Here is a 22,920-nt window from a genome sequence, read left to right on the forward strand (position 1 = left end):
ACCCGGCTCCTCCCTCCCTTAACCTATCGTTTTAAGTTAACCAATTCCTGTAAAATTTCATCCGACGTCGTGATGATTCTGGAATTCGACTGGAAACCACGTTGCGCCACGATCATTTCAGTAAACTCTTCAGATAAATCCACATTGGACATTTCCAAAGAACTTGATGCAATCACACCTCGTCCCTCCCCTGCGATATTGATGTTTGCAGTACCTGAATTGATGGATTCCTGAAAAGTATTACCACCCGTTTTCGTCAAACCTGATGCATTGGAAAACTTAGCAACAGCAAGTTGGCCTAAGGTTGTGATCAAACCGTTGGAATAAACGCCATTTATTTCCCCTGAAGAACCAATATTAAAGCTTTCCAGTTTACCTTCTTTATTACCATTCGGATTGACAAGAGCAGTGGTGGAACCTTTAACTTGAGTAAGGTTCGAGAAATCAAAATCCAATTTAACTTTTTGAACGCTTTCATCGACTGGTGTATCAGAGTCATCCTCTTTGCCGCTTGAGATATTAATGGTTTGACCTGCCTGGGTTTTATCAGCTGCCACTATCTGACCATTATCATCGAAATTCACCGAAGTGAACGGTTTAGGTTTAGTAGTTGATGTATCTCCCAAAGCAGCAGGTTCTTCATCAAAAAGCTCCCATTTATCATCACCTGTTTTTTGGAAATAAATAGTTGCCGTTTGTTCTTTCCCCTTTTCATCCACAACTTTCATTTGCTGGCTAAATACGGTACCATCAATTGCGTCAGCAGACAGATTCCCACTTACTGGTATTTTAGTAGTGGATATGGCAGGTAAAATAGCATTGACATTAACAGCGACGTCGCCAATCGTTTTTGATCGTTTCCCGTTTTCATCAACCTTGTAAGCCTGTACTTTCAAACCATTCGCGTTAACTAGCGTACCATTATCATCCAAATAAAAGTTTCCTGCCCGTGTATATGAAAGAGAATCGCCTTGTTTGACGACGAAATAGCCATCACCAGATAGGCCTAAATCAAGATCACGGCCGGTGGTTTGCAGGCTTGACTGTGTATGGATCGTATCGATTGTAGCAATTGTGGAGCCCAATCCAATTTGTTTAGAATTGGTTCCGCCTTTATTGGCTGTGGCTGCACTTGCGCCAGATACCGTTTGGTTCATCGCATCGCTGAATGTCACACGGCTTTTTTTAAAACCATATGTATTGACATTGGCGACGTTATTACCGATAACATCCAATTTTGTTTGTAAGTTTTTTAATCCGCTTATTCCCGAATACATTGAACGAAGCATATAAAAGCTCCCCTTTCATATAACGACTGCTTCCGTCATTCCGCAGTCTAGGCTTCCTGTTTCAGGTCCAGCCTATTTATCTAAAATTATGGTTCCATTGATGTTCGTGAAAATTTGTGATGTTGCTTCATCCCTGTCCATGACCGTGATGACCTTGTTGTTTTTCGTGCTTACTATGAGTGCCGCATTATCTATAATGATAAGAGATTCGGTTACCCCCATCTTTTTGGCCTCATTGGTTTTATCAGCTATTTTCCCCCAGGTTTGTGGTCCTATTTCTATATTCCTCTGACTCATCCGCAATTGAGTATGTTTACTAATGGTCAATTTTTCATTTATGGAGACAGCAGTTTGAAAATGCTGTTGAAAGCCTTGTTGGATCATCTGCCTTTGCCGCATGTGTAATTTTGTTTGTGACATCAGCTGAGCGGAATTTGCTTGAAAACCAAGTTGATTCATATTCCAGCCCCTTAAGCTTCAGCGATTTTTATCAATTGCTCTGATGATAGCTTGGTGTTGTCTTCATCATCCACTTCAATTTGCAGCTTGCCTTTACTCATGGATACCGAGATTACGACAGCGGACGACTCTTCACTTTTTTCATCCATCCAGGAAACGCGCTTGCCTATTAATTCACTTGCCGCCGTCAAGCTGTTCGACGTAGAACTGGTTTGTTTCATTGCTGAAATATTTGCGGGTTCAAGTTTCGTGCCATCTTCTAAAAGAAAATAAACACCATCACCCTTATATTGGATCGACTTAACGATGCCTGTCCCTTCTTCTATCGCAATGTCATCATCACCCTCATCCAATTTGTGCCAAGTGACTTCCTTTCCGACAAAAGAGTTATAGTTCATTAAACTATTTTGTTGATTGATCCCGATTATTTCTTCCATTTGGGTGCCCATATTCATCATCTGCTCCAGAGAAGAAAAAGTGGCCATTTGGGCGATGAATTCCGTGTTGTCCATCGGACTTGACGGATCTTGGTTTTGAAGCTGGGTAAGCAATAATTTCAAGAAATCATCTTTTCCCAATGCATCCCCGGTTTTTCTATTTTCAGTTTGAGAATTTGATAATAATAGTGACGGATCGATAGTCGTCATTTTTTCACCTACACTTCCAGATTTAACAGAGCATCGGCAAGGGATCCCGTAAACTCGATTTCCGTCTCATCCTTGCTTTCTTCCTTACTCTCCTGTTGCTCCTTATGTTCATCCGCATCTTTATGGCTGAATTTCTCAGAGTTGAAGGCATTGAAGGCCGTTGATATTTCAATTCTTTCAATTTGAATGTTTTGACCGCTAAAGGCTTGTTTTAAGCCACAAACCTGATTCTCCAGCATATCTTTGGCCTGAGCAGTAGTAGCCATAATTTTTGCTGACATCATACCATCCTTTTGAATCAACTCGATTCTAAGGGAGCCTAAATGTTCAGGATTCAGTCTGATCATCAGTTTATTTACACCGTTAGTTCCGCTAAAATTCGCCTTACTCAAAATATTTTCAAATTGTTTAACAAACTTTTCTTGACTGACAGTTTGCTCACCTCTGGGAGCCACCAAAACGAATTGCTCCAGCTTTGTCATGAGAAAAGGCATACCAGACCCTTGATGTTTACTGCTATCCAGGCTTTGCAAAGTCACATCGCTGCTGAATGTTCCGTTTTTAATTACCTTGTCACTACCTGATAATTGTGAGAATGGGCTTTTCCATGTTTCCATTGTTTTAGTTTGCCCTTTCTCCAACGTGTTGGATTGATTTGATTCCGATGTTGATTTTGACTGATTGGACAGCCATTTCTCCAGCCTCCCCGTTAACCCTTCAAGCAGGTTTTTCATTTGTTTCTGGATGGCCGCTCCATCTTGTGACATATCCTTATTCTCCGAGAGAAGATCTTGAATTTTCACCAGTTTCAAAAGATTCACCACACCAGATAATGGGAGCTCATGCCATTTTTCTTCACTCAATCCAGTAACTTTTTTTAGGATGGTGAACAGTTCCATGACATTGGCTGATAACAAACTTTGTGAATTCAGGCTGAAGTCATCCGCTTCTTGTTCTATATCCAGTTCCTCGATGCTCGTAAAAAAATCAGCAAGGGTACCCTCATCATTGCCGGCTACATTTTTTAGGACCTGTAAAATAAGGTTGTTGTCTTGGTGGTTTACTGAAGGGGCTTCGGCAACACTCTTTTCCCCAGTATCGCTTAATCTTTCAAGTTTCAAAAAAACTAGCAAATCTTCTAATACAGACATTCGTCCTTCAGTTAGGCCAGCTATATCCGATGGATTGTGCGGTTCTGCGCCTATTGCTGATTGAAGGACTGAACCAAACCCTGAATTAGTTTGCTGATTTGGCTTAATTGGTACCTTTAAACTTAATGATGCCATAGGAAGTAAAGAATTAATGGCTGAATTCATATATTCACCTCCCCACTCTTTCCACTTAAGAACTTTGTTCCGTTAGTTTCTTCGTAAGCCTTGCAGCATCAGCCGTTGTCATTTGCTCCAAAACCTTAGCTAAAGTAGCTGTTTTCATACTTGAGAGAATCTCCACTGCATCTTCATCATTCATTTCTGTAATGATAGGTGCAGCCTTCTTGGGAGCCATGGTTTCATAAGTACGGATTATATCTTTGAACGCTTGTTTACTATTATTCTGACTATCCTTAAGTTGGTTCATTTCTGTTTGAAGCTGCTGTTTTTCCGCTTCTGCCTTTTCAATGGCGTTGTCACGTGTGTCAATGATGTTCTCAAGCTTATCTATCTCTTTATCCTTGTTTACAATCTCGATTTCCAATTTTTCGAGCTTCATGGAAACTTTCTCATCATTCATGGCCAGTTTACCTTTCTCTTCATCCCTTTCCTTTTGATCCGATTCAACGAAGGGTATTTTCGCAGACATTTCCTTTGCTTTTTCCACTACATTCACCCCTGCAACTGTAAAAACAATCAACGCTACGGATACCGCAAAGACTAATGGGATGAAGATGACAAGAAACCATTGAAACTTACTTATCTTACTTTCTTCCAATTCTTCCAATCCATTATATTCACTTTTTTTACGCATTCCCTCACCTTACGCCTTTGCTTAAGAATTGCCGGATTGATATTTCATCCATTTGTTTGTTCTCAGCTTCCTTTATGACATCGAGGAATTTAAGAAAATCATTTTCTTTCATCTTCTCGTACTTTTTAACCTCAATATTTTTTTCCATTAATATATCCCGTTGAATATTCATCTTGTATCGGGCTTCAATGACTTCCTGTTGACAGTGGCTTAAGAGTTTTTCCAAGTTGTCCATAAATAATTGATGATGCCTTATTTCCTGAACGGATAATCCATTTCGCAGTTTTTCCTGTTGAAACTCAAGCAACTCTTCTTTTTTCTTTAAAAGCTTATATAACTTTTCTGCCACTTCTTCAAATTTTTTTAAAGCAGCATTATATTTAGTAAGTGCATCGGTTTTTTCTTTTTCTTTGATGGTCAGGATCTTCCCGAATTTATATTGATAAATCATTATTAATCACCTTTCTCCATCAAATCGACAAGGGAGTTGATACTATTATCTTTGGAAGCTTTCTCATGGGTTCCTTGCTTCAAAAATGAAATGATTTCCGGATAGCGAGTAATCGAGTTATCAATTTGGTCGGAAGTACCCTTCTTATAAGCTCCTATATTAATCAAATCTTCCGACTCCATATAGGTTGATAAACTTGCCCGCAATTTTTCTGCGGCGTTTTTATGCTTATCACCAACAATACTATTCATGACACGACTAATGCTCTTTAATACATTGAGCGCTGGAAACTGTCCTTTATTGGCCAAGTTACGGTCTAGTATGAAGTGGCCATCCAAAATTCCCCTGACAGCATCAGCAATCGGTTCATTCATATCATCACCGTCGACGAGAACCGTATAAAAAGCTGTAATGGTACCCAGCTGATTTGTTCCCGTTCTTTCGAGTAACCTTGGAAGGATGGCAAAAACGGATGGTGTATACCCTTTGGTTGTCGGCGGTTCCCCGATAGCAAGCCCGATTTCCCTCTGGGCCATCGCAACCCTTGTGACCGAATCCATCATCAGCATTACATTCAATCCCTTATCACGAAAATATTCCGCGATGGCGGTTGCCGTCAAAGCACCCTTTATCCTCATCAACGCTGGCTGGTCAGATGTCGCCACTACAACGATTGATCGGGCCAGCCCTTCTGGTCCAAGGTCCTTCTCAATGAATTCACGGACTTCACGGCCACGTTCTCCAATAAGACCAATTACGTTTAAGTCAGCCTTCGTATTTCTCGCTACCATCCCAAGCAACGTGCTTTTCCCGACACCGCTCCCTGCAAAGATACCAACACGTTGTCCTTTTCCAACTGTTAATAAACTATCAATCACCCGCACTCCTACATCTATCGGTTCATTAATGGGAGGTCGTTTCATCGGATTTGGCGGATCTTGATCCACAGATATTGTCGCGAGTCCTTTTGGAAGCAGTGATTCATCAATGGAATGTCCCAATGGATCGACTACTTTGCCAATAAGCCCACTTCCCACCTTTATCTCAAGGCTCCTTCCGCTTCCTTCCACGATACAACCCGGTGCAATAGCACTAACTGCTGTAAACGGCATTAAAATAACCATTTCATCACGGAAACCGACAACTTCAGCTAAGATTCGATTTTTCTTTTTTTGTATACCTGTATAGATATAACAAACATCACCTACAGAGCTTTCAGGACCTTGAGATTCTATCATTAACCCCACGACACGTTTGACCCGTCCATAATGTTTGAATGGATCAACTTCATCAACTAAGGGCAATAGGTCTCTAGTTTTCATCTTTATTCCCCTTCCAGCAATTCACTCAGTTTCACTTTTATTTCCTGCAGCTGACTGTCGACACTGGCGTCCATCCTTCCGTTTTCGGATTCGATGATACAGCCGCATTCTTCAAGCTCATCATCCGGAAAAATATACAACTCAGTATCTTTCGGAAAAATGGCCATTAACTCATCTTTATGGGAAAGAATCGATTGATATTGGAGCGGATGGATATGCAATTGCACTTCACGGTAATCCCTCACTTCTTTGATGGCCCTTTTGACTATAGATAAAAAAGATTCTTCATCTTTTTCAAGCTGTTGCCCGATAATTTTCTCTGCCACCTTCAGGGCAAGATTCAAAATAACGGTCTCAGATGATTCGATATGGTGCCGATAATCTTTTTTAGATGAATCTACCACTTCTTTTGCGAAAGCTATTTCCGCTGCAATCTCGTTATAACCCTTTTGGATCCCATCTTCGACTCCCTGCTGATACCCTTCTTTTTGAGCTTGTTCCATAAACAACGCTTTTTCTTGATTCTCCCATTGTTCTCTGTCTTGCTGGATTTCAGCAACAATCGCTTGGGCTTTTTGTTTAGCATCGAGCAATAACTTTTCCGCTTCCTGTTTAGCATCATTGAGAAATTCATCAGATTGAATGCAATGAAGGGGTTTCCGATCATCTGCATCATCATTTTGAAGAAAATCAAAAGGACGAACTTTTATCGCAATCTTTTTGCTTTTCTCCTGGTTAGCCTGCAGGGATTTGATAATCCTAGACAATGATATCATCCCCTCCGCCGCGGGCAATCACGATATCTCCAGTCTCTTCCAACCTTCGAATGATGGCAACAATTCTAGATTGTGCTTCTTCTACATCACGCAATCTTACTGGCCCCATAAATTCCATTTCTTCCTGGAACGTTTCGACCATGCGTTTTGACATGTTTCGGAATACGATTTCCTTCACTTCATCACTAGCCACTTTAAGAGAAAGTTTAAGGTCTTCGTTATCTGATTCCCTGACTACCCGCTGAATCGCTCTGCCATCAAGGGTCACGATATCTTCAAAAACAAACATTCGTTTCTTGATTTCCTCAGCAAGCTCCGGATCTTGGATTTCAAGTGCATCCAAGATCGTTCTTTCCGTTGAGCGGTCAACACCATTCAACACATCTACAACGGCTTCCACTCCACCAGTCTGTGTATAATCTTGGGTTACTGTTGCAGAAAGTTTCCTTTCGAGTATTTGCTCCACTTCATTGATGATTTCCGGAGAAGTGCTATCCATTAATGCAATCCTTCTTGCAATATCGGCCTGCACCTCTTGCGGAAGTTCCGACAATATTTGTCCAGCCTGTGTGGGATCAAGATAGGACAAGATTAATGCAATGGTCTGCGGATGCTCGTTCTGGATGAAATTCAAGATCTGTCCAGGATCTGCCTTTCTTGCAAAGTCGAAAGGACGAACCTGTAAGGATGATGTTAAACGGTTAATGATGGCGGTTGCCTGGTCAATACCTAATGCCTTTTCGAGTACCTGCTTCGCATATCCTATCCCGCCTTGCGAAATGTAATCCTGTGCTAAAGCAATGTTATGGAATTCTTCCAGAATTTCTTCTTTATCATGGGAGTCCACTTTCTTCACTCCCGAAATTTCAAGGGTCAATCTTTCAATTTCCTCTTCAGAAAGATGCTTATACACGGATGCAGAAACATCCGGGCCTAAGGAAATAAGGAGGATGGCAGCTTTCTGTTTGCCAGTCAATCCGGCCTTTTTTTTTCTTTCTGTCACTTTCCCAGCCTCCTAATCTTCTGCTATCCAGCTTCTTAATAATTTTGCAAATTCATCAGGCTTTTCTTTTGCAAGCTTCTCCAATTGTTTTCTTTTTAAAGATGCTTCCGTTTCTTTCTCTTTGTTCAAATCCGGAACATCAAATACGACTTCTTCCTCTTCAACCACATACTCCTCTTCCATATCAGCCTGTTTTCGGGATCGGAGAAATAAGATTAAGAGAATGATAATGACTAGTAAAAGCACTCCACCGACGATGTATGCCCATATTGGTAACGAAGGACTCATTTCACCTTTTTGCAATGTCATTTTTCCGTTGAACGGCTGAACGGAAATTGCAATTTTATTATTAAGTTCCTCGTCCGTCAGTTCCTCCCCTTCAGCTTTTTTCTCAATTGTCGTGCGTATTATCGTACCAAGGATTTGTGTAATATCATCCACACTTTGTTGAGATAAAGACTCCGGATCGTCAGCAGTGGGCGGTTCGACCATGACTTGAATACCTAAATCTTTAACTTTATATGGGCTTCCGACTATTTCTTTCTTGATTCGGTTCACTTCACTATTTATCGTTTCATCGACTTTTTCATATTCACCAGATCCGTTTATGCCTTCAGCGTAACTGGATCCCAATGAATCTGAGGAATCCTCACTTTGCGGAACGCCTCCTGCACCTGCTGCGTCCCCACTATACGATTCATTGATCCTTTGCGCTGAAATCTCAATTCCAGCCATATTTTCTTCATCGACCGGTTCAACTAAATTCTCTTCCCGGTTTTCTTGAGTGAAATCAATGTCTGTCGTGACAGAAACGACCACTTTGTCTCTCCCCATTATCGTTCCAAGCATATTTTGTACCTGTCTTTGAATATCTCGTTCTATTTCTTTTTTAATATCGTTTTGGGTAGCAAATGCGGACGCGAAAGAAGAATTTTCATTTTCAAGATCAAAGTACTCAAACTCTTGATTCATGATGACGATATTATCTGTAGGGAGATTCGGAACACTTTTTGAGACCAGATGATAAAGGGAATTGATTTGACTTTCTTCAAATTTATAACCGGGTTTCGTATTCAATACAATGGACGCTGACGCTTCCCCAGCTGAATCACTGACAAAAACTCCTTTATCAGGAAGAGTGATCATTACACTGGCATCTTCTACACCATCAATCTTTTTTATCAAACTGGCCAATTCCGTTTGCATCGAGTCCAGTTTAATGACATTGAATTCATTTTCAGTCATTCCGATACCAGCACTTTGACTAAAAAAGGAGTAATCGATACTGCCTGATTCCGGAATTCCCTCAGCTGCCAGTTCCACTTTAAGTGAATCCAGTTTTTCTTCAGGAACTTTTATGGTCGTACCATTTTCAGAAATTTCATTCATAATCCCTTGACTGTCTAAATTTTCTTTAATGCTGCCCGTTTCCGATGGAGTTAAATTGGAATATAAGGGAACCAGCGTCGTACGCATGGTTAAAATTGAAATTGCCGTAATGATGATGATGATCAATGTTGCTGAACCAATCGTCATGAATTTTTGTTTTTTACTTCGGCTCGTCCAATAACCAGTTATTTTGTTTTTAAAATGCACAAGTACTTCATTCATTTAAATCCCCCGGTCAGTCTATGAATTTATGATTGGGGGATTTCTTTCCCCCTTGTCATTTTTCTCTATATAATGAGGTTAAAAATTGAATGTTATATGCTCATTCTCATCATTTCCTGGTAGGCTTCCACAACCTTATTCCGAACCTCTAATGTAGCCTGCATGGTAACGCTGGCTTTTTGTGAAGCTATCATCACCGAATGAAGCTCAACATCCTCTCTATTAACCAATCTGGTTGTAAGGTCATCAGATGCCATTTGTGTTTCGTTAACTTTATTCATTGATTCTTTTAATACCGACGCAAAACTTTGCTGCGCCTCGTATGGTGTATGAGTATTGCTTTGATCTTTTTTCAGTACATTACTTGCATTGTTCACTGCAGAAAGAGAAATCCCTTCCATATCAACTATCTCCTTTCAACTTTTATTTCCCAATTTCCAAAGCTTTCATCATCATTCCCTTTGATGCATTTAAAACCGTCACATTTGCTTCGTATGAACGTGTAACACTCATTAAATCAACCATTTCCCGGAGCGGGTCGACATTTGGCATTTCCACATACCCCTCTTCATTGGCATCAGGGTGTTCGGGATTGTAATCCAGTTCAAAAGGTGTTTTATCTTTTACTATGCCCGTCACCTTCACTCCATTTCCTACCTCGCTTGTTTTTCCGGATGCTGCGTTTAAGAAACTCGAAAAATCGTTTTCCTTACTTTGCAGCACAACCGATTTTCTTGTGTATGGCTTCCATGTTTTCGATTCGGGATCATATACCGCCCTTGTCGTATCGGCATTAGCCATATTGGCAGAGATTACATCCATCCTTACCCTTTGACTTGTCAGGCTAGATCCGCTCATGTTTATGCTTTGGAAAATTCCCATCACTTACCTCCTCTAATTACATTCTGTAATGATTGAAACTTACCTGAAAGCCTGTCGGTTATTGCATTATAATAAATCTGATTGGCAGCTAGATCCGTCATTTCCTTATCAACATCCACGCTATTTCCATTATTGTTATACCGGACATTTTTCTGAGTCACAATGTAAGAAGCATGACTCCCCTCTGATTTGAAGGAGAAATGTCGTTCATCGGTACGATATGACTCCAGGGAAGATAGCAGCTCTTCCTTAAAGGATTGTGTTTTGTCGACCTCTTTAGCTTTATAATTTGGTGTATCCGAATTGGCTATGTTCTGTGAAATGACTTTTTGTTTTGCATTAGAATAATTAAGGGCATTTTCTAATGTTTGAAAAGTATTTGAAAATAATTCCACATCGATCACCTCTTTCTACAATTAACAGATAATGACTTTATCAATAAATTAATCCAGTCCATTTACGTTTTAATTTTAAAGAAACATTATACCTATGTCCATATACAATACACAGACTTTAGACCTATTATTGTCGAAAAATGTCATAAATTGCTCAAATTCGTCGTTTTTATCGGTATGATTACAGGATTAATATTACGTTATATGACATTTTATTATGTTATTCTACATATTAACCAAATTTTACTTCTATTAGCTTTTATATCATATCGAAAAACGAATCTATATACCTGATACTTTAGAACTAATTTTTGCATTTACTTTCAATTAATCATTTCATTTTAGTTGATTTCACCCTTTAAAATAGAGGGATCATGCATTCTTTCTTTTTAAAAAAAAACGTTTTTTAAAAGTGTTGATCCATTCGATAAATTTCCCTAAGACTGAAACCTGTTATCCATAGACTTTTAAAACTCAAAAAGTTGTAACGTCGTTAATTTTCATCATTTCGACAGTTATAATAATATAATTACCCATTCTAAGGAATATTTAACTATTTTTTCTGCTTTTATGGAAAACATGCCTATATTCTCATTTTCATTTAATCCGAAATACCTCTTTTTCCTATCTCCCCCATTCATTCACCCGCATTTGCCTGTTAGTCCCAGACAGCAACACATCCAAATATCACAAAAAAAGGCAACCCTTTTTCAAGGGCTGCCTTTCCATTTGTTAGTTATTTTTGAGTTTCTCTAATTCAAGAAGGAATTTATCATTCAATACTTTGATATAAGTACCTTTCATTCCAAGAGAGCGTGATTCAATGACTCCTGCGCTTTCCAGTTTCCTTAGTGCATTTACGATAACGGAACGGGTGATACCAACACGGTCTGCAATTTTGGACGCTACCAGCAGACCTTCGTTACCTTTAAGCTCCTCAAAAATGTGCTCAATTGCTTCCAATTCGCTGTAAGATAACGAGGAAATTGCCATTTGAACGACAGCTTTACTACGGGCTTCTTCTTCTATCTCTTCTGATTTTTCACGTAGGATTTCCATACCGACTACAGTCGCACCATATTCAGCCAAAATTAAATCATCATCGTGAAATTTTTCTTGTAATCGGGCAAGAACCAATGTTCCTAAACGTTCTCCCCCACCCATAATCGGTACAATCGTTGTTAATCCAGTTGCGAAAAGCTCTTTGTTTTCGACTGGGAAAGCAGTATATTCGCTTTCGATATCAAGATTCGAAGAAGTTTCAGGAATATTGAATAGGTTTTTTGTGTACTCTTCAGGGAATTGTTTATCTTCCAACATTTTGTACATGCGTTCGTTTTCAATTTGCTGACTAACCGCTATGCCAAGTAATTTTCCACGGCGGCTGACAACGAATACATTCGCTTCGATAACTTCACTTAAACTTTCAGCCATTTCCTTGAAGTTAACTGCTTTACCTGCTGCTTTTTGGAGCATTGCATTGATTTTTCTTGTTTTTGCTAATAAGTTCATTTGATTTGTTCCTCCTAAAAATACCATGGTTCACAATAACTATGAAGTTGTATTTCCGTAATTTTATGTTCATTGCGTAGGCTAATCATTGCCCAAATTGTTTCTTTATTAAAGGATAAACTGGCTTAAATCTTTATTCCGGGCGATAGAACCAAGCTTACCTTCGACATATTGGGGAGTAATTGTAATCTTCTCCATTGTTATTTCCGGAGCTTCAAAAGATAAGTCTTCAAGCAACCGTTCCAAAATGGTATGAAGTCTTCTTGCACCAATATTGTCTGTGTTTTGATTTACTTCGAAGGCCACTTCAGCTATCTTACGAACAGCATCGTCAGAAAATTCAATTTCTATACCTTCAGTTTCTAATAAAGCAACATATTGTTTTAACAAGGCATTATCCGGTTCATGAAGAATCCGTACAAAGTCGTCTACAGTCAGTTTGTTCAATTCTACACGAATTGGGAATCTACCTTGTAATTCAGGGATGAGGTCGGATGGCTTAGCCATATGAAAGGCCCCTGCAGCAATGAATAGGACATGATCCGTTTTAACTGAACCATATTTAGTCACTACTGTCGAACCTTCAACAATCGGCAGGATATCCCTTTGGACACCCTCTCTTGATACATCCGCTGATGAACTTCCAGATTGCTTACTGGCAATTTTGTCGATTTCATCTATGAAGATAATCCCATTTTGCTCAGCCCCGTATACGGCATCGGAAGTGACTTCATCCATATCAATCAATTTTGCCGCTTCTTCATTTGTTAAAACGGTTCTCGCTTCACTTACCTTTAATTTGCGCTTCTTGCTTTTTTTCGGCATTAAGCTTCCTAAGGCATCCTGCATGTTCATCCCCATTTGTTCCATTCCCGAACCTTGGAGCATATCAAACATCGAAGCAGCCTGTTCTTCCACTTCGACCGTTATCATTTCACTTTCTAACTCACCATTAGCCAGCTTTTCAGCGACAATTTTTCTTTTTTCCTGCAAACTTAAATCTTCGGAATTTTCTTCCGAATCCTGTTCTTCTTGATTGTTATTGCCTCCAAAAAAGACTTCAAGAGGATTCTTGAAATTACTCTGTTTTTTAGTTGATGGCACCAATAGCTCTATTAAACGGCGATTTGCATTTTCTTCTGCCCGTTCCTTAACGCTGGCCATCTTTTCTTCCTTCACGAGGCGGACGGAAGTCTCAACCAAATCACGAACCATGGACTCTACATCCCGGCCGACATATCCGACTTCCGTAAATTTCGTTGCTTCAACTTTTACAAAAGGAGCACCTACCAATTTAGCCATTCTCCGAGCTATTTCTGTTTTCCCAACTCCTGTTGGTCCAATCATTAATATATTCTTCGGAACGACTTCATCACGAAGCTGATCCGAGAGAAGGGAACGTCGGTAGCGATTCCGAAGAGCCACTGCCACTGCCCGTTTTGCCTCACGCTGCCCTACGATATACTGATCCAGTTTTTCAACGATTTGCCTCGGTGTTAAATTAGCTTTTTTTGACATATGCGCTCCTCCTTACAACTCTTCCACGATTATATTCGTATTCGTAAATACACAAATTTCCGCTGCAATTTGTAAAGATGATTGAGCGATTTCCTTTGCCGATAAATGGTCACTGGAAAATCGCATTAATGCCCTGCCGGCAGCCAGAGCATAATTCCCTCCCGATCCTATGGCGAGAATACCATCATCCGGTTCAATTACTTCCCCGGTACCAGAAACGAGCAACAAATGGTTCTTATCCATTACGACTAGCATGGCTTCCAGCTTTCTCAATACATTGTCACTTCTCCATTGCTTTGCCATTTCGACGGCAGCACGCTGAAGATTGCCATTATACTCTTCAAGTTTAGCTTCGAACATCTCAAATAAAGTGAATGCATCTGCAACGGAACCTGCAAAACCTGCAAGGACATTACCATTAAAGATTTTTCTTACTTTCCTCGCTGTATGCTTCATCACTACTGAATTTCCTAAAGTAACCTGCCCATCACCGGACATGGCACATTCACCTTTATGATGCACTGCAAATATCGTTGTCATAAAGTGTCCCCTTTCAACATTTAAGGCCGCGGATGTGATGCATTATAGACTTTTTTTAATTGGTCTTTTGTAACATGCGTATACACTTGCGTTGATGAAATTTTAGAATGACCAAGCAATTCCTGAACCGTGCGAATGTCCGCCCCATTATTCAACAGGTGTGTAGCAAACGAATGCCTTAGCATATGGGGATGAAGACTTCCATCTGCGGCTGACTTTTTAATCAATTCATTCAATATATAGCGAACTCCCCTAGGTGTCAGAGGGTCTCCACGAAAATTAACAAATAAATAAACATGCGCCTTGGCGTCAGACGAAGTCAATTCCGTCCTGGCTGTACGTATGTATAAATCTATCGCTTCCTGTGCATATCTACCAACCGGAACGTAGCGATCTTTTTTTCCTTTTCCATGGACCAGTACCGTCCCTAAGGAAAGATCGATATCCTGGAGTTTAATCTCACAACATTCACTTACGCGAATGCCTGTAGCATACAATAATTCCAGTAAGGCACTGTTTCTTATTCCTATCGGTGAATCTTTCTTTAAAGAAGAAAACAACTGATTCATTTCCTTCTCATAAAGAAAACGTGGCAGTCTTTGATCCTTTTTAGGTAAAGAAGCAAGAGAAAAAGGATTATCCTTCACATCACCTTCACGTAGTAAAAATTTATAAAGGCTCCGCAAACAAGAAGTTTTTCTTGCTACAGTGCGCTTAGAAAGTTTTTTCTCATATAAATTCGTTAAATACAACCGGACATCAAAATATTCAACGGACGTGATATCCTCTATGCCCTGTTCATTAAGGAACAGAAAAAATTCGTGAATATCACGTTTATAATTTTCAATGGTGTAATGTGAACTGTTTTTTTCAATTTGTAAATATTCAATGAAGGATGATAATGCCTTTTTTTGATTAATCATGGAAACACCTCGCAAAGGCTAATAAATAGTATCATACTTTAAAACAGCAGGCAAATATTTTACAAATTTTTCACAAAGTTCTGAATTGTGTCCAAAGCGCGTTTAGCATGCGTTTCGTTCCGCTCTTTTTTGGATTTGATTCTCACTTCAAGGTCTGGAAGCAACCCAAAGTTGGCATTCATCGGCTGGAAGCTCTTTCCATTCGTCGACGTTATGTACCTTGCCATGCTGCCCATCGTCGTCTCCGCAGGGAAAATGATAGGCTCCAATCCTTGGACGATCCTTGCAGCATTGATACCTGCAACCAGTCCCGATGCAGCCGATTCTACATACCCTTCGACGCCAGTCATCTGACCGGCAAAGAATAAATCGTCCCGATTCTTGAATTGGTACGTAGGCTTCAAAACATTAGGTGAGTTTATGAACGTGTTTCGATGCATAACTCCATAACGGACAATTTCGGCATTTTCCAAACCAGGTATGAGCTGCAACACTTCTTTTTGCGGCCCCCATTTCAAATGTGTCTGAAAACCAACAATATTGTAGAGTGTTCCTGCCGCATCATCTTGACGCAATTGAACTACAGCAAAAGGACGTTTTCCCGTTTTTGGATCTTCTAAGCCAACAGGCTTCAATGGACCAAATAACATCGTTTTCTTCCCACGTGAAGCCATCACTTCAATAGGCATGCAGCCTTCAAAAAAGATTTCTTTTTCGAATTCTTTAAGTGGGACTGTTTCAGCAGCAATCAAAGCTTCATAAAAGCGGTCAAACTCTTCTTCAGTCATCGGGCAGTTCAAATATGCTGCTTCCCCTTTATCATAACGGGATTTCAAATATACTTTATCCATATTGATGCTGTCTTTTTCAAGAATTGGTGCGGCAGCATCATAGAAGTATAAATATTCTTCATCCATGATTTGCTTTAAGCTGTCAGAAAGTAACTGACTTGTAAGCGGACCGGTTGCAATGACGGTAGGGCCTTCCGGAATTTCCGTCACTTCTTCATTAATGACCGTCACATTCGGATGACTTTTGACCCTTTCCGTAACAAGACCGGCAAATTCATGACGATCAACAGCTAAAGCACCGCCAGCGGGTACAGCACAAGCATCTGCTGCGGACATGATGACCGAATCCAGTATACGCATTTCTTCTTTTAATACACCAACTGCATTTGTTAAAGTATTTGCCCGAAGTGAATTGGAACAAACAAGTTCAGCGAATTTATCGGTATGATGGGCTGGCGTTTGTTTTACAGGACGCATTTCATATAGATCGACTTTAATTCCTCTTTTAGCTAACTGCCACGCTGCTTCACTTCCAGCAAGCCCAGCACCGATTACACTTACTTTTGTTTCTTTCATTTTTCGAACCTCCATGTATAGATATGATAAGACAGGATCATTTATCATTAAAACTGCTTTCATAAAAGTTTCATTTTTAACGATATCTATGTATTTATACCCGAAATACTCTTTCCTGCTAACGATTATTTTAAAGCATATGCCACAAAGCCGGCATTCTTCCTGCATTCCATCTTTTCTAAAAAGGGTAACGGATGCAAATAGGAATTATATCTTTAAAAGAATGTACTTGTCCATTGAATTTTACATCACATGGCCTAAATAAAAAAGTTTCAAGCTTTATCCATTTTCTTCTTGGAAGTAAATCCACATAGTATCATGATATCATACTTTCCTGGACATAAAGAAACCCGGCAGATGCCGAGTCAAGTTATATTTTGGGTTTCTCCATTTGTTCACAAGGAAAGTAACCGATTTCACGGTCTTTTCTATGCTTGGGGCATTTCTTTGAAATCACAATCCATGCACTGGACTTGGACGCCTTTTTTGAGTTTTTTCTCAACTAGTGTACCTTCACATTTCGGACAACTACGCGGCAGCGGTTTATCCCAAGATATGAAGTCACATCCAGGATAAGTATCACATCCGTAAAATATGCGGCGTTTTTTACTTTTCCTTTCAATGATGTTTCCTTCTTTACATTTTGGACATTTGACACCGATTTCTTTAACGATTGGTTTTGTGTTACGGCAATCCGGGAAATTACTGCATGCCATGAACTTTCCATAACGTCCCATCTTAAAGACCATCCCATGTCCGCATTCCACACAATCTTCACCTGCAGGTTCATCTTTGATTTCAATTTTCTCCATCTCAACTTCAGCTTTAGCCAAATGAACTGCAAATTCTTTATAAAATTCGTCGATGACCTTTACCCATTGAATATTGCCTTCCTCGACGCTGTCAAATTCCTGTTCCATCTTGGCAGTGAACTCTGCATCAAGAATATCCGGGAAGAATTCACGTATCAATTCAAGAACGATCTCACCAAGCTCTGTTGGGATGAACCGTTTATTATCCAAGGTAACATATCCCCGTTTTTGAATCGTATCCAAGGTAGGGGCATATGTAGAAGGACGCCCTATTCCCAGTTCTTCTAGGGTCTTGACAAGACGGGCTTCAGTATACCGGGGCGGTGGCTGTGTGAAATGCTGTTTAGGCTCGATATCTTTTGAAAAGAATTGATCTCCTTTTTTCACATCCGGTAGTGCATTTTCCTTTTCTTCCACCGAGTCATCGGACCCTTCAACATATACCTTCATGAAACCCGGAAATTTAACTTTTGAACCATTTGCCCTGAAGATGACATCCCCGTTATGCAGGTCGATGCTCATCGTATCCATGACCGCCGAGGACATTTGGCTAGAAACGAATCGTTCCCAAATCAATTTATAAAGACGGAATTGATCTCTGGATAAGAATTCCTTGACTACACCCGGTTCACGTAATGTGCTTGTTGGCCTGACTGCTTCATGGGCGTCCTGGGCATTGGTTTGTTTTTTCTCCTTGCGCTGTTCAACCTGAACATAATCTTTACCATAATTATTTTGAATGAAGGTATGGACTTCCTCTTTCGCAACATCGGAAATCCGAGTCGAATCAGTTCTCATATATGTGATTAACCCGACTGTACCTTCCTTACCTAGCTCGATTCCTTCATAAAGCTGCTGAGCAAGCATCATGGTTTTCTTTGCCCGGAAATTCAATTTACGTGCCGCTTCTTGTTGCAGGGAAGAAGTTGTAAAAGGGGCAGCTGGATTGCGCCTTCTTTCCTTTTTAGCCACAGCTCCTATCGTAAATTCGCCGCCAATTAAAGAAGCGAGCACTTTTTTGACGTCCTCTTCAGTATTTAATTCCTTCTTCTCGCCGCCAAGGCTGAAGAAGGAACCTTCAAACTGTTCTTTTCCTTTTACAAAATCAGCCTTGATTGTCCAATACTCTTCCGGGATAAAATCTTTGATTTCCTTCTCCCGGTCAATGATCATCCTAACAGCAACCGATTGGACCCGTCCCGCGCTTAAGCCTTTTTTTACCTTTTTCCACAAAAGCGGGCTTATATTATACCCGACCAAACGGTCCAAAACCCTTCTTGCCTGCTGGGCATCAACCAATTTCATATTTATTGGCCTCGGCGATTTAAATGATTCTTTGATAGCCTCTTTCGTGATCTCGTTGAATACCACACGGCAATCTGAGTTAACGTCAACATCAAGACTATGAGCCAAATGCCAGGCAATGGCTTCCCCTTCCCTGTCGGGGTCAGCCGCGAGATAGATTTTTTTCGCTTTTTTTGCAGCGGTCTTCAATTCTTTTAAAACCGGGCCTTTGCCACGGATAGTTATATATTTAGGTTCATATTCATGTTCAACATCGACACCCATTTGACTTTTAGGCAAATCGCGCACATGCCCCATGGAAGCCTTTACTTTATATTTTTTTCCCAAATAACGTTCTATTGTTTTCGCCTTTGCGGGCGATTCCACAATCACTAAGTATTCTGACATCCAATAAATCCTCCTCAAAGAGGTAATATAAATCTTCACTATTATTAATCATTCAAAAATCATTTGTCAACACCTCTTTACTTTTCAAAGCATGCTGATTCATTTATTTATAGATATTTTGACAAGAGGTGCCATTTGCAAAACTTATAACAGTTTTACAATATTTTCAACCTTTTTGTCTAATAATTCAACCCATCCTTCTAAAAAATCGCCCTATTTTCTATTTTCCCGTTTGTTTCTCCGTCTATCTTCTATATTATATTGTCAAAACTCTTCTTCGATCTGCCTGGAACTCAAAACAAGTTTGGCACCATCCTGAATCAATTGATTGGTTCCCAGAGATTCAGGGCTCGTAACATTACCAGGAAGCGCAAATACCTCTCTTCCTTGTTCCGAAGCAGCTTGTGCTGTAATAAGGGAACCGCTCCTTTCTTTTGCCTCGACCACGAATACTCCCTGTGATAATCCACTGATGATTCGATTCCTAAGCGGAAACATCCAAGGTTCCGCCTTCATTTCCGGTGTAGTCTCAGATATAAGCAGGCCTTTATTGATGATTTCTTCAGCAAGAGTAACATTGGATTTCGGATATATTTGCATAAGCCCTCCTCCTAACACCCCGATAGTATCTCCGCCTTCCCTTAATGTTATCTTATGTGACTCTGCATCGATTCCAGCCGCCACTCCGCTTATGATCACGAACTTTTTCTTTATGAGCGGTAATAGAATCGTTTTTAAAGCCTCCAGACCATACGAGGTTGGCTTACGTGTACCAACAACACCTAGCGTATTCTTCCTTGTTAAAAGCTTCTCATCACCTTTTAAATAAAGGACCCACGGTGGATCGAATATTTGCTTCAGCAAAAAAGGATATTCATCATCGAGGATCGTCAAACAATGGATTTGGTTATCTTCGTATTTTTTAAGTTTATCGATGGTATTGAGTGAGTGTAAATCTTTGAGAAAGAGGTTAAGCTTATTTGAAGGGATAGGGAGCATTTTTGCCCATTCAACGTACTTCGTCGTGAACAGGGAAGATAATGACGGATCTTTGGACATGATTGTTTGGATTGTTTTCCATCCTGCTCCGCGGCAATGATGGAGATGGATTAACTTTTCTTTTGTGTTCAATTGGAAACGCTCCTAATCGGATATTTTTAAAGGTAGGTTGATAGTGATGTACTTGGCCTCTTCCGAGGAAATTGGAGGAAAAAAGACCGACCCAAAAAAAGGTCGGCCCAGCTTAAATCAATGTGTTTTACAAGGTTCGTAAATATCTCTTTCTTTCAAGACGGAGATCAATGTTTCACCCATTACGGATGGAGTTTCAGCAACTTTAATTCCACATTCGTTCATAACGCGGATTTTCTCGTCTGCAGTCCCTTTTCCACCTGAGATAATGGCACCAGCATGTCCCATGCGTTTACCGGCAGGAGCCGTACGGCCACCAATGAAACCAACAACTGGCTTAGTCATATTTTCCCTCACCCAGATTGCTGCTTCTTCTTCTGCCGTTCCGCCGATTTCCCCGATCATGATCACCGCATGTGTTTCCGGATCTTCATTGAACGCTTTCAAAACATCAATGAAATCCGTTCCGTTAACGGGATCCCCACCGATACCGACAGCAGAAGATTGCCCAATGCCTGCTTGTGATAATTGGTGAACGGCTTCGTACGTTAAAGTTCCAGAACGAGAAACTACACCTACATGGCCTTTTTTGTGGATATACCCTGGCATGATACCAATCTTACACTCATCAGGAGTAATGACACCTGGACAGTTCGGTCCGATCAAGCGAGTTTTTTTGCCTTCCATATACCGTTTTACCTTGACCATATCCAGGACAGGAATATGTTCCGTGATACAAATGACAAGATCAAGTTCTGCGTCTACGGCTTCTAGAATTGCATCGGCAGCAAATGGAGCCGGTACATAGATAACAGATGCAGTCGCTCCGGTTTCAGTGACAGCTTCGGAAACTGTATTGAATACAGGTACCCCTTCCGCTTCTGTTCCGCCTTTGCCCGGAGTGACTCCACCAACGATTTTCGTGCCGTATTCCAACATTTGTTTTGTATGAAATAATGCTGTTGCACCAGTGATTCCCTGAACGATCACTTTCGTATCTTTATTAATATAAACGCTCATTATGTTCCCCCCTGCCTATTATCCTACAAGTGATACTATTTTTTGTGCCCCATCTGCCATTGATTCAGCAGCCGTAATATTTAAACCTGACTCTTTTAGAATCTTTTTGCCAAGGTCCACATTCGTTCCTTCAAGACGAACAACAAGAGGGACATCCAGGCCAAGCTCTTTAGCAGCAGCCACTACGCCTGTCGCGATGATGTCACATTTCATGATTCCTCCGAAGATATTAACGAAGATGCCTTTAACATTTTGATCGGATAGGATGATTTTGAAAGCCTCTTTTACTTTTTCCTCAGTAGCACCGCCACCAACGTCAAGGAAGTTAGCCGGATCTCCCATATAATGTTTAATGATGTCCATCGTTGCCATAGCAAGTCCGGCACCATTAACCATACATCCGATATTTCCGTCAAGCGATATGTAACTAAGGCCATGTTTTGATGCTTCAATCTCTTTTGCATCCTCTTCATCCAAATCACGGTACTCCGCGATGTCTTTATGGCGGTAAATCGCATTATCATCGAAATTCAATTTAGCATCAAGTGCCATTACATTGCCGTCGCCCGTAACCACTAATGGGTTGATTTCTGCGATCGAGCAATCTTTTTCAACGAAAGCAGTATATAAGTTAACCATCAGTTTGGAAGCTTTATTTATAAGTGAAGCCGGAATATTGATATTGAATGCAATCCTACGTGCCTGGAAACCAGTCAAGCCGACAACCGGATCGATTACTTCTTTGAAAATTTTCTCTGGTGTCTTTTCAGCCACTTCCTCAATTTCCGTTCCGCCTTCTTCAGAAGCCATCAATACGACACTGTTCGTAGCACGGTCTAGGACCAGCCCGATGTAATACTCCTTCGTTATGTCGCAGCCCTCTTCAATTAGTAAACGCTTAACTTCCTTACCTGCAGGTCCTGTTTGATGGGTCACCAGCGTCTTGCCAAGAATCTCTTGTGCATATGTACGTGCTTCATCAAGATTCTTCGCTACCTTGACTCCGCCAGCTTTCCCGCGGCCGCCCGCATGAATTTGAGCTTTGACGACAACAACTTCCGTACCTAACTCCTTCGCTGCTTCTACTGCTTCATCAACAGTAAAGGCAACCCGGCCATTTGGAACGGATACCCCGTATTGTCGCAATATCTCTTTCCCCTGATACTCATGGATATTCATTTCCCATCCTCCTTATCTACTAAAAAACAACTTTGAAATTTAATGCGTGTTTTCTCTACTATATTACAACAAAATTCTCTTTCGTGCATAATATTCTTTCGCAAAATTTTTAAAATATTATTACAATATACTTCTATACCCTTATGTAAAATGGGAAAAACCTTCTTCTGCATGGTGTTATTTTCTTATTAAAATCCTTGATTTTGGTTACGAAATTCTATTTCATAAAAAAGTAATTACAGTTATAAATCTATTAAAAGGGCTCCATTGAAAGCCTTTTCACCATATTCACTCAAAGATCTTATCAAAAAAAATTCCGGTTATCCTAGTCTTGATTCGACGGAAACGCAAAAGGACAAAGCCACGGCCTTGTCCTTTTGCAAATAATTTAGTATTTTTTTAATATAATGAAATTCCATTAGTGAT

The 22,920-nt window shown here is 40.3% G+C and carries 22 protein-coding genes; all 22 read right to left on the reverse strand.

Annotated features, from left to right (window positions below; genetic code table 11):
* Positions 1-23: 23 nt before the first annotated feature.
* The 22 genes from IOC57_RS03755 to sucC all read right to left on the reverse strand — a co-directional run bounded on the left by IOC57_RS03755 (position 24) and on the right by sucC (position 22,494).
* Positions 24-1,289, reverse strand: a complete 1,266-nt coding sequence (locus IOC57_RS03755) for a flagellar hook protein FlgE (protein WP_207437471.1) — start codon at positions 1,287-1,289, stop codon at positions 24-26.
* 72 nt (positions 1,290-1,361) lie between these two features.
* Positions 1,362-1,748 carry a TIGR02530 family flagellar biosynthesis protein gene (locus tag IOC57_RS03760; RefSeq protein WP_207437472.1) on the reverse strand — a complete coding sequence of 129 codons (387 nt, stop codon included), beginning with the start codon at positions 1,746-1,748 and terminating at the stop codon, positions 1,362-1,364.
* An 11-nt stretch (positions 1,749-1,759) separates the two neighbouring features.
* Entirely contained in the window at positions 1,760-2,395 is a 636-nt protein-coding gene (gene flgD, locus IOC57_RS03765; protein ID WP_207437473.1) for a flagellar hook assembly protein FlgD, read from the reverse strand.
* 8 nt (positions 2,396-2,403) lie between these two features.
* On the reverse strand, positions 2,404-3,711 hold the full coding sequence (locus IOC57_RS03770) for a flagellar hook-length control protein FliK (protein WP_207437474.1): 1,308 nt from the start codon (positions 3,709-3,711) through the stop codon (positions 2,404-2,406).
* A gap of 25 nt (positions 3,712-3,736) precedes the next feature.
* On the reverse strand, positions 3,737-4,360 hold the full coding sequence (locus tag IOC57_RS03775; protein WP_207437475.1) for a MotE family protein: 624 nt from the start codon (positions 4,358-4,360) through the stop codon (positions 3,737-3,739).
* A gap of 4 nt (positions 4,361-4,364) precedes the next feature.
* Positions 4,365-4,811 (reverse strand): flagellar export protein FliJ, encoded by a 447-nt coding sequence (gene fliJ / locus IOC57_RS03780; RefSeq protein ID WP_207437476.1) that lies wholly within the window; start codon positions 4,809-4,811, stop codon positions 4,365-4,367.
* A gap of 2 nt (positions 4,812-4,813) precedes the next feature.
* Positions 4,814-6,133, reverse strand: coding sequence for a flagellar protein export ATPase FliI (gene fliI, locus IOC57_RS03785; RefSeq protein WP_207437477.1), 1,320 nt, complete (start codon positions 6,131-6,133; stop codon positions 4,814-4,816).
* Between the two features lie 2 nt (positions 6,134-6,135).
* Positions 6,136-6,909 carry a flagellar assembly protein FliH gene (gene fliH / locus IOC57_RS03790; RefSeq protein WP_286184508.1) on the reverse strand — a complete coding sequence of 258 codons (774 nt, stop codon included), beginning with the start codon at positions 6,907-6,909 and terminating at the stop codon, positions 6,136-6,138.
* Positions 6,893-7,912 carry a flagellar motor switch protein FliG gene (gene fliG, locus IOC57_RS03795; protein WP_207437479.1) on the reverse strand — a complete coding sequence of 340 codons (1,020 nt, stop codon included), beginning with the start codon at positions 7,910-7,912 and terminating at the stop codon, positions 6,893-6,895. Before fliG ends, fliH begins: the two co-directional genes overlap by 17 nt.
* Positions 7,913-7,924: 12 nt before the next feature.
* The gene (gene fliF / locus IOC57_RS03800) at positions 7,925-9,523 is read right to left on the reverse strand and encodes a flagellar basal-body MS-ring/collar protein FliF (protein ID WP_207437480.1); all 1,599 of its coding nucleotides are present in this window, start codon (positions 9,521-9,523) and stop codon (positions 7,925-7,927) included.
* 92 nt (positions 9,524-9,615) lie between these two features.
* Positions 9,616-9,924 (reverse strand): flagellar hook-basal body complex protein FliE, encoded by a 309-nt coding sequence (gene fliE / locus IOC57_RS03805; RefSeq protein WP_207437481.1) that lies wholly within the window; start codon positions 9,922-9,924, stop codon positions 9,616-9,618.
* Positions 9,925-9,946: 22 nt separating this feature from the next.
* Positions 9,947-10,405, reverse strand: coding sequence for a flagellar basal body rod protein FlgC (flgC, locus tag IOC57_RS03810; protein WP_207437482.1), 459 nt, complete (start codon positions 10,403-10,405; stop codon positions 9,947-9,949).
* A complete protein-coding gene (gene flgB, locus IOC57_RS03815; RefSeq protein ID WP_207437483.1) occupies positions 10,405-10,800 on the reverse strand; it encodes a flagellar basal body rod protein FlgB in 396 nt (131 codons plus the stop codon). Before flgB ends, flgC begins: the two co-directional genes overlap by 1 nt.
* Before the next feature lie 732 nt (positions 10,801-11,532).
* Positions 11,533-12,312, reverse strand: coding sequence for a GTP-sensing pleiotropic transcriptional regulator CodY (gene codY, locus IOC57_RS03820; RefSeq protein WP_057278408.1), 780 nt, complete (start codon positions 12,310-12,312; stop codon positions 11,533-11,535).
* 108 nt (positions 12,313-12,420) lie between these two features.
* Positions 12,421-13,830 (reverse strand): ATP-dependent protease ATPase subunit HslU, encoded by a 1,410-nt coding sequence (gene hslU, locus IOC57_RS03825; protein ID WP_207437484.1) that lies wholly within the window; start codon positions 13,828-13,830, stop codon positions 12,421-12,423.
* A gap of 12 nt (positions 13,831-13,842) precedes the next feature.
* The gene (hslV, locus tag IOC57_RS03830) at positions 13,843-14,370 is read right to left on the reverse strand and encodes an HslVU peptidase proteolytic subunit (RefSeq protein ID WP_048684874.1); all 528 of its coding nucleotides are present in this window, start codon (positions 14,368-14,370) and stop codon (positions 13,843-13,845) included.
* Positions 14,371-14,390: 20 nt separating this feature from the next.
* Positions 14,391-15,293: a tyrosine recombinase XerC gene (gene xerC, locus IOC57_RS03835; RefSeq protein ID WP_207437485.1), complete on the reverse strand. Its 903-nt coding sequence runs from the start codon at positions 15,291-15,293 to the stop codon at positions 14,391-14,393.
* 59 nt (positions 15,294-15,352) lie between these two features.
* A complete protein-coding gene (gene trmFO / locus IOC57_RS03840) occupies positions 15,353-16,660 on the reverse strand; it encodes an FADH(2)-oxidizing methylenetetrahydrofolate--tRNA-(uracil(54)-C(5))-methyltransferase TrmFO (protein ID WP_207437486.1) in 1,308 nt (435 codons plus the stop codon).
* A gap of 428 nt (positions 16,661-17,088) precedes the next feature.
* Positions 17,089-19,164: a type I DNA topoisomerase gene (gene topA, locus IOC57_RS03845; RefSeq protein ID WP_207437487.1), complete on the reverse strand. Its 2,076-nt coding sequence runs from the start codon at positions 19,162-19,164 to the stop codon at positions 17,089-17,091.
* 264 nt (positions 19,165-19,428) lie between these two features.
* The gene (dprA, locus tag IOC57_RS03850; protein WP_286184509.1) at positions 19,429-20,295 is read right to left on the reverse strand and encodes a DNA-processing protein DprA; all 867 of its coding nucleotides are present in this window, start codon (positions 20,293-20,295) and stop codon (positions 19,429-19,431) included.
* Between the two features lie 117 nt (positions 20,296-20,412).
* The gene (sucD, locus tag IOC57_RS03855) at positions 20,413-21,315 is read right to left on the reverse strand and encodes a succinate--CoA ligase subunit alpha (protein WP_207437488.1); all 903 of its coding nucleotides are present in this window, start codon (positions 21,313-21,315) and stop codon (positions 20,413-20,415) included.
* Between the two features lie 18 nt (positions 21,316-21,333).
* Complete coding sequence (gene sucC / locus IOC57_RS03860) at positions 21,334-22,494, reverse strand: ADP-forming succinate--CoA ligase subunit beta (protein ID WP_207437489.1); 1,161 nt, start codon at positions 22,492-22,494, stop codon at positions 21,334-21,336.
* Positions 22,495-22,920 lie beyond the last annotated feature (426 nt).

This window comes from Bacillus sp. SD075 (assembly GCF_017355165.1).
Taxonomy (GTDB): domain Bacteria; phylum Bacillota; class Bacilli; order Bacillales; family DSM-1321; genus Peribacillus.

What these genes read in the sequence shown, in the direction of transcription:
- flgD (WP_207437473.1), bottom strand. Translation starts at nt 2,395, where the DNA reads ATGACGACTATCGATCCGTCACTATTATTATCAAATTCTCAAACTGAA.
- topA (WP_207437487.1), bottom strand. Translation starts at nt 19,164, where the DNA reads ATGTCAGAATACTTAGTGATTGTGGAATCGCCCGCAAAGGCGAAAACA.
- sucD (WP_207437488.1), bottom strand. Translation starts at nt 21,315, where the DNA reads ATGAGCGTTTATATTAATAAAGATACGAAAGTGATCGTTCAGGGAATC.
- sucC (WP_207437489.1), bottom strand. Translation starts at nt 22,494, where the DNA reads ATGAATATCCATGAGTATCAGGGGAAAGAGATATTGCGACAATACGGG.
- fliE (WP_207437481.1), bottom strand. Translation starts at nt 9,924, where the DNA reads ATGGAAGGGATTTCTCTTTCTGCAGTGAACAATGCAAGTAATGTACTG.
- trmFO (WP_207437486.1), bottom strand. Translation starts at nt 16,660, where the DNA reads ATGAAAGAAACAAAAGTAAGTGTAATCGGTGCTGGGCTTGCTGGAAGT.
- fliH (WP_286184508.1), bottom strand. Translation starts at nt 6,909, where the DNA reads ATGATATCATTGTCTAGGATTATCAAATCCCTGCAGGCTAACCAGGAG.
- fliJ (WP_207437476.1), bottom strand. Translation starts at nt 4,811, where the DNA reads ATGATTTATCAATATAAATTCGGGAAGATCCTGACCATCAAAGAAAAA.
- hslU (WP_207437484.1), bottom strand. Translation starts at nt 13,830, where the DNA reads ATGTCAAAAAAAGCTAATTTAACACCGAGGCAAATCGTTGAAAAACTG.
- IOC57_RS03775 (WP_207437475.1), bottom strand. Translation starts at nt 4,360, where the DNA reads ATGCGTAAAAAAAGTGAATATAATGGATTGGAAGAATTGGAAGAAAGT.
- hslV (WP_048684874.1), bottom strand. Translation starts at nt 14,370, where the DNA reads ATGACAACGATATTTGCAGTGCATCATAAAGGTGAATGTGCCATGTCC.
- IOC57_RS03760 (WP_207437472.1), bottom strand. Translation starts at nt 1,748, where the DNA reads ATGAATCAACTTGGTTTTCAAGCAAATTCCGCTCAGCTGATGTCACAA.
- IOC57_RS03770 (WP_207437474.1), bottom strand. Translation starts at nt 3,711, where the DNA reads ATGAATTCAGCCATTAATTCTTTACTTCCTATGGCATCATTAAGTTTA.
- codY (WP_057278408.1), bottom strand. Translation starts at nt 12,312, where the DNA reads ATGAACTTATTAGCAAAAACAAGAAAAATCAATGCAATGCTCCAAAAA.
- xerC (WP_207437485.1), bottom strand. Translation starts at nt 15,293, where the DNA reads ATGATTAATCAAAAAAAGGCATTATCATCCTTCATTGAATATTTACAA.
- IOC57_RS03755 (WP_207437471.1), bottom strand. Translation starts at nt 1,289, where the DNA reads ATGCTTCGTTCAATGTATTCGGGAATAAGCGGATTAAAAAACTTACAA.
- fliF (WP_207437480.1), bottom strand. Translation starts at nt 9,523, where the DNA reads ATGAATGAAGTACTTGTGCATTTTAAAAACAAAATAACTGGTTATTGG.
- flgC (WP_207437482.1), bottom strand. Translation starts at nt 10,405, where the DNA reads ATGGGAATTTTCCAAAGCATAAACATGAGCGGATCTAGCCTGACAAGT.
- fliI (WP_207437477.1), bottom strand. Translation starts at nt 6,133, where the DNA reads ATGAAAACTAGAGACCTATTGCCCTTAGTTGATGAAGTTGATCCATTC.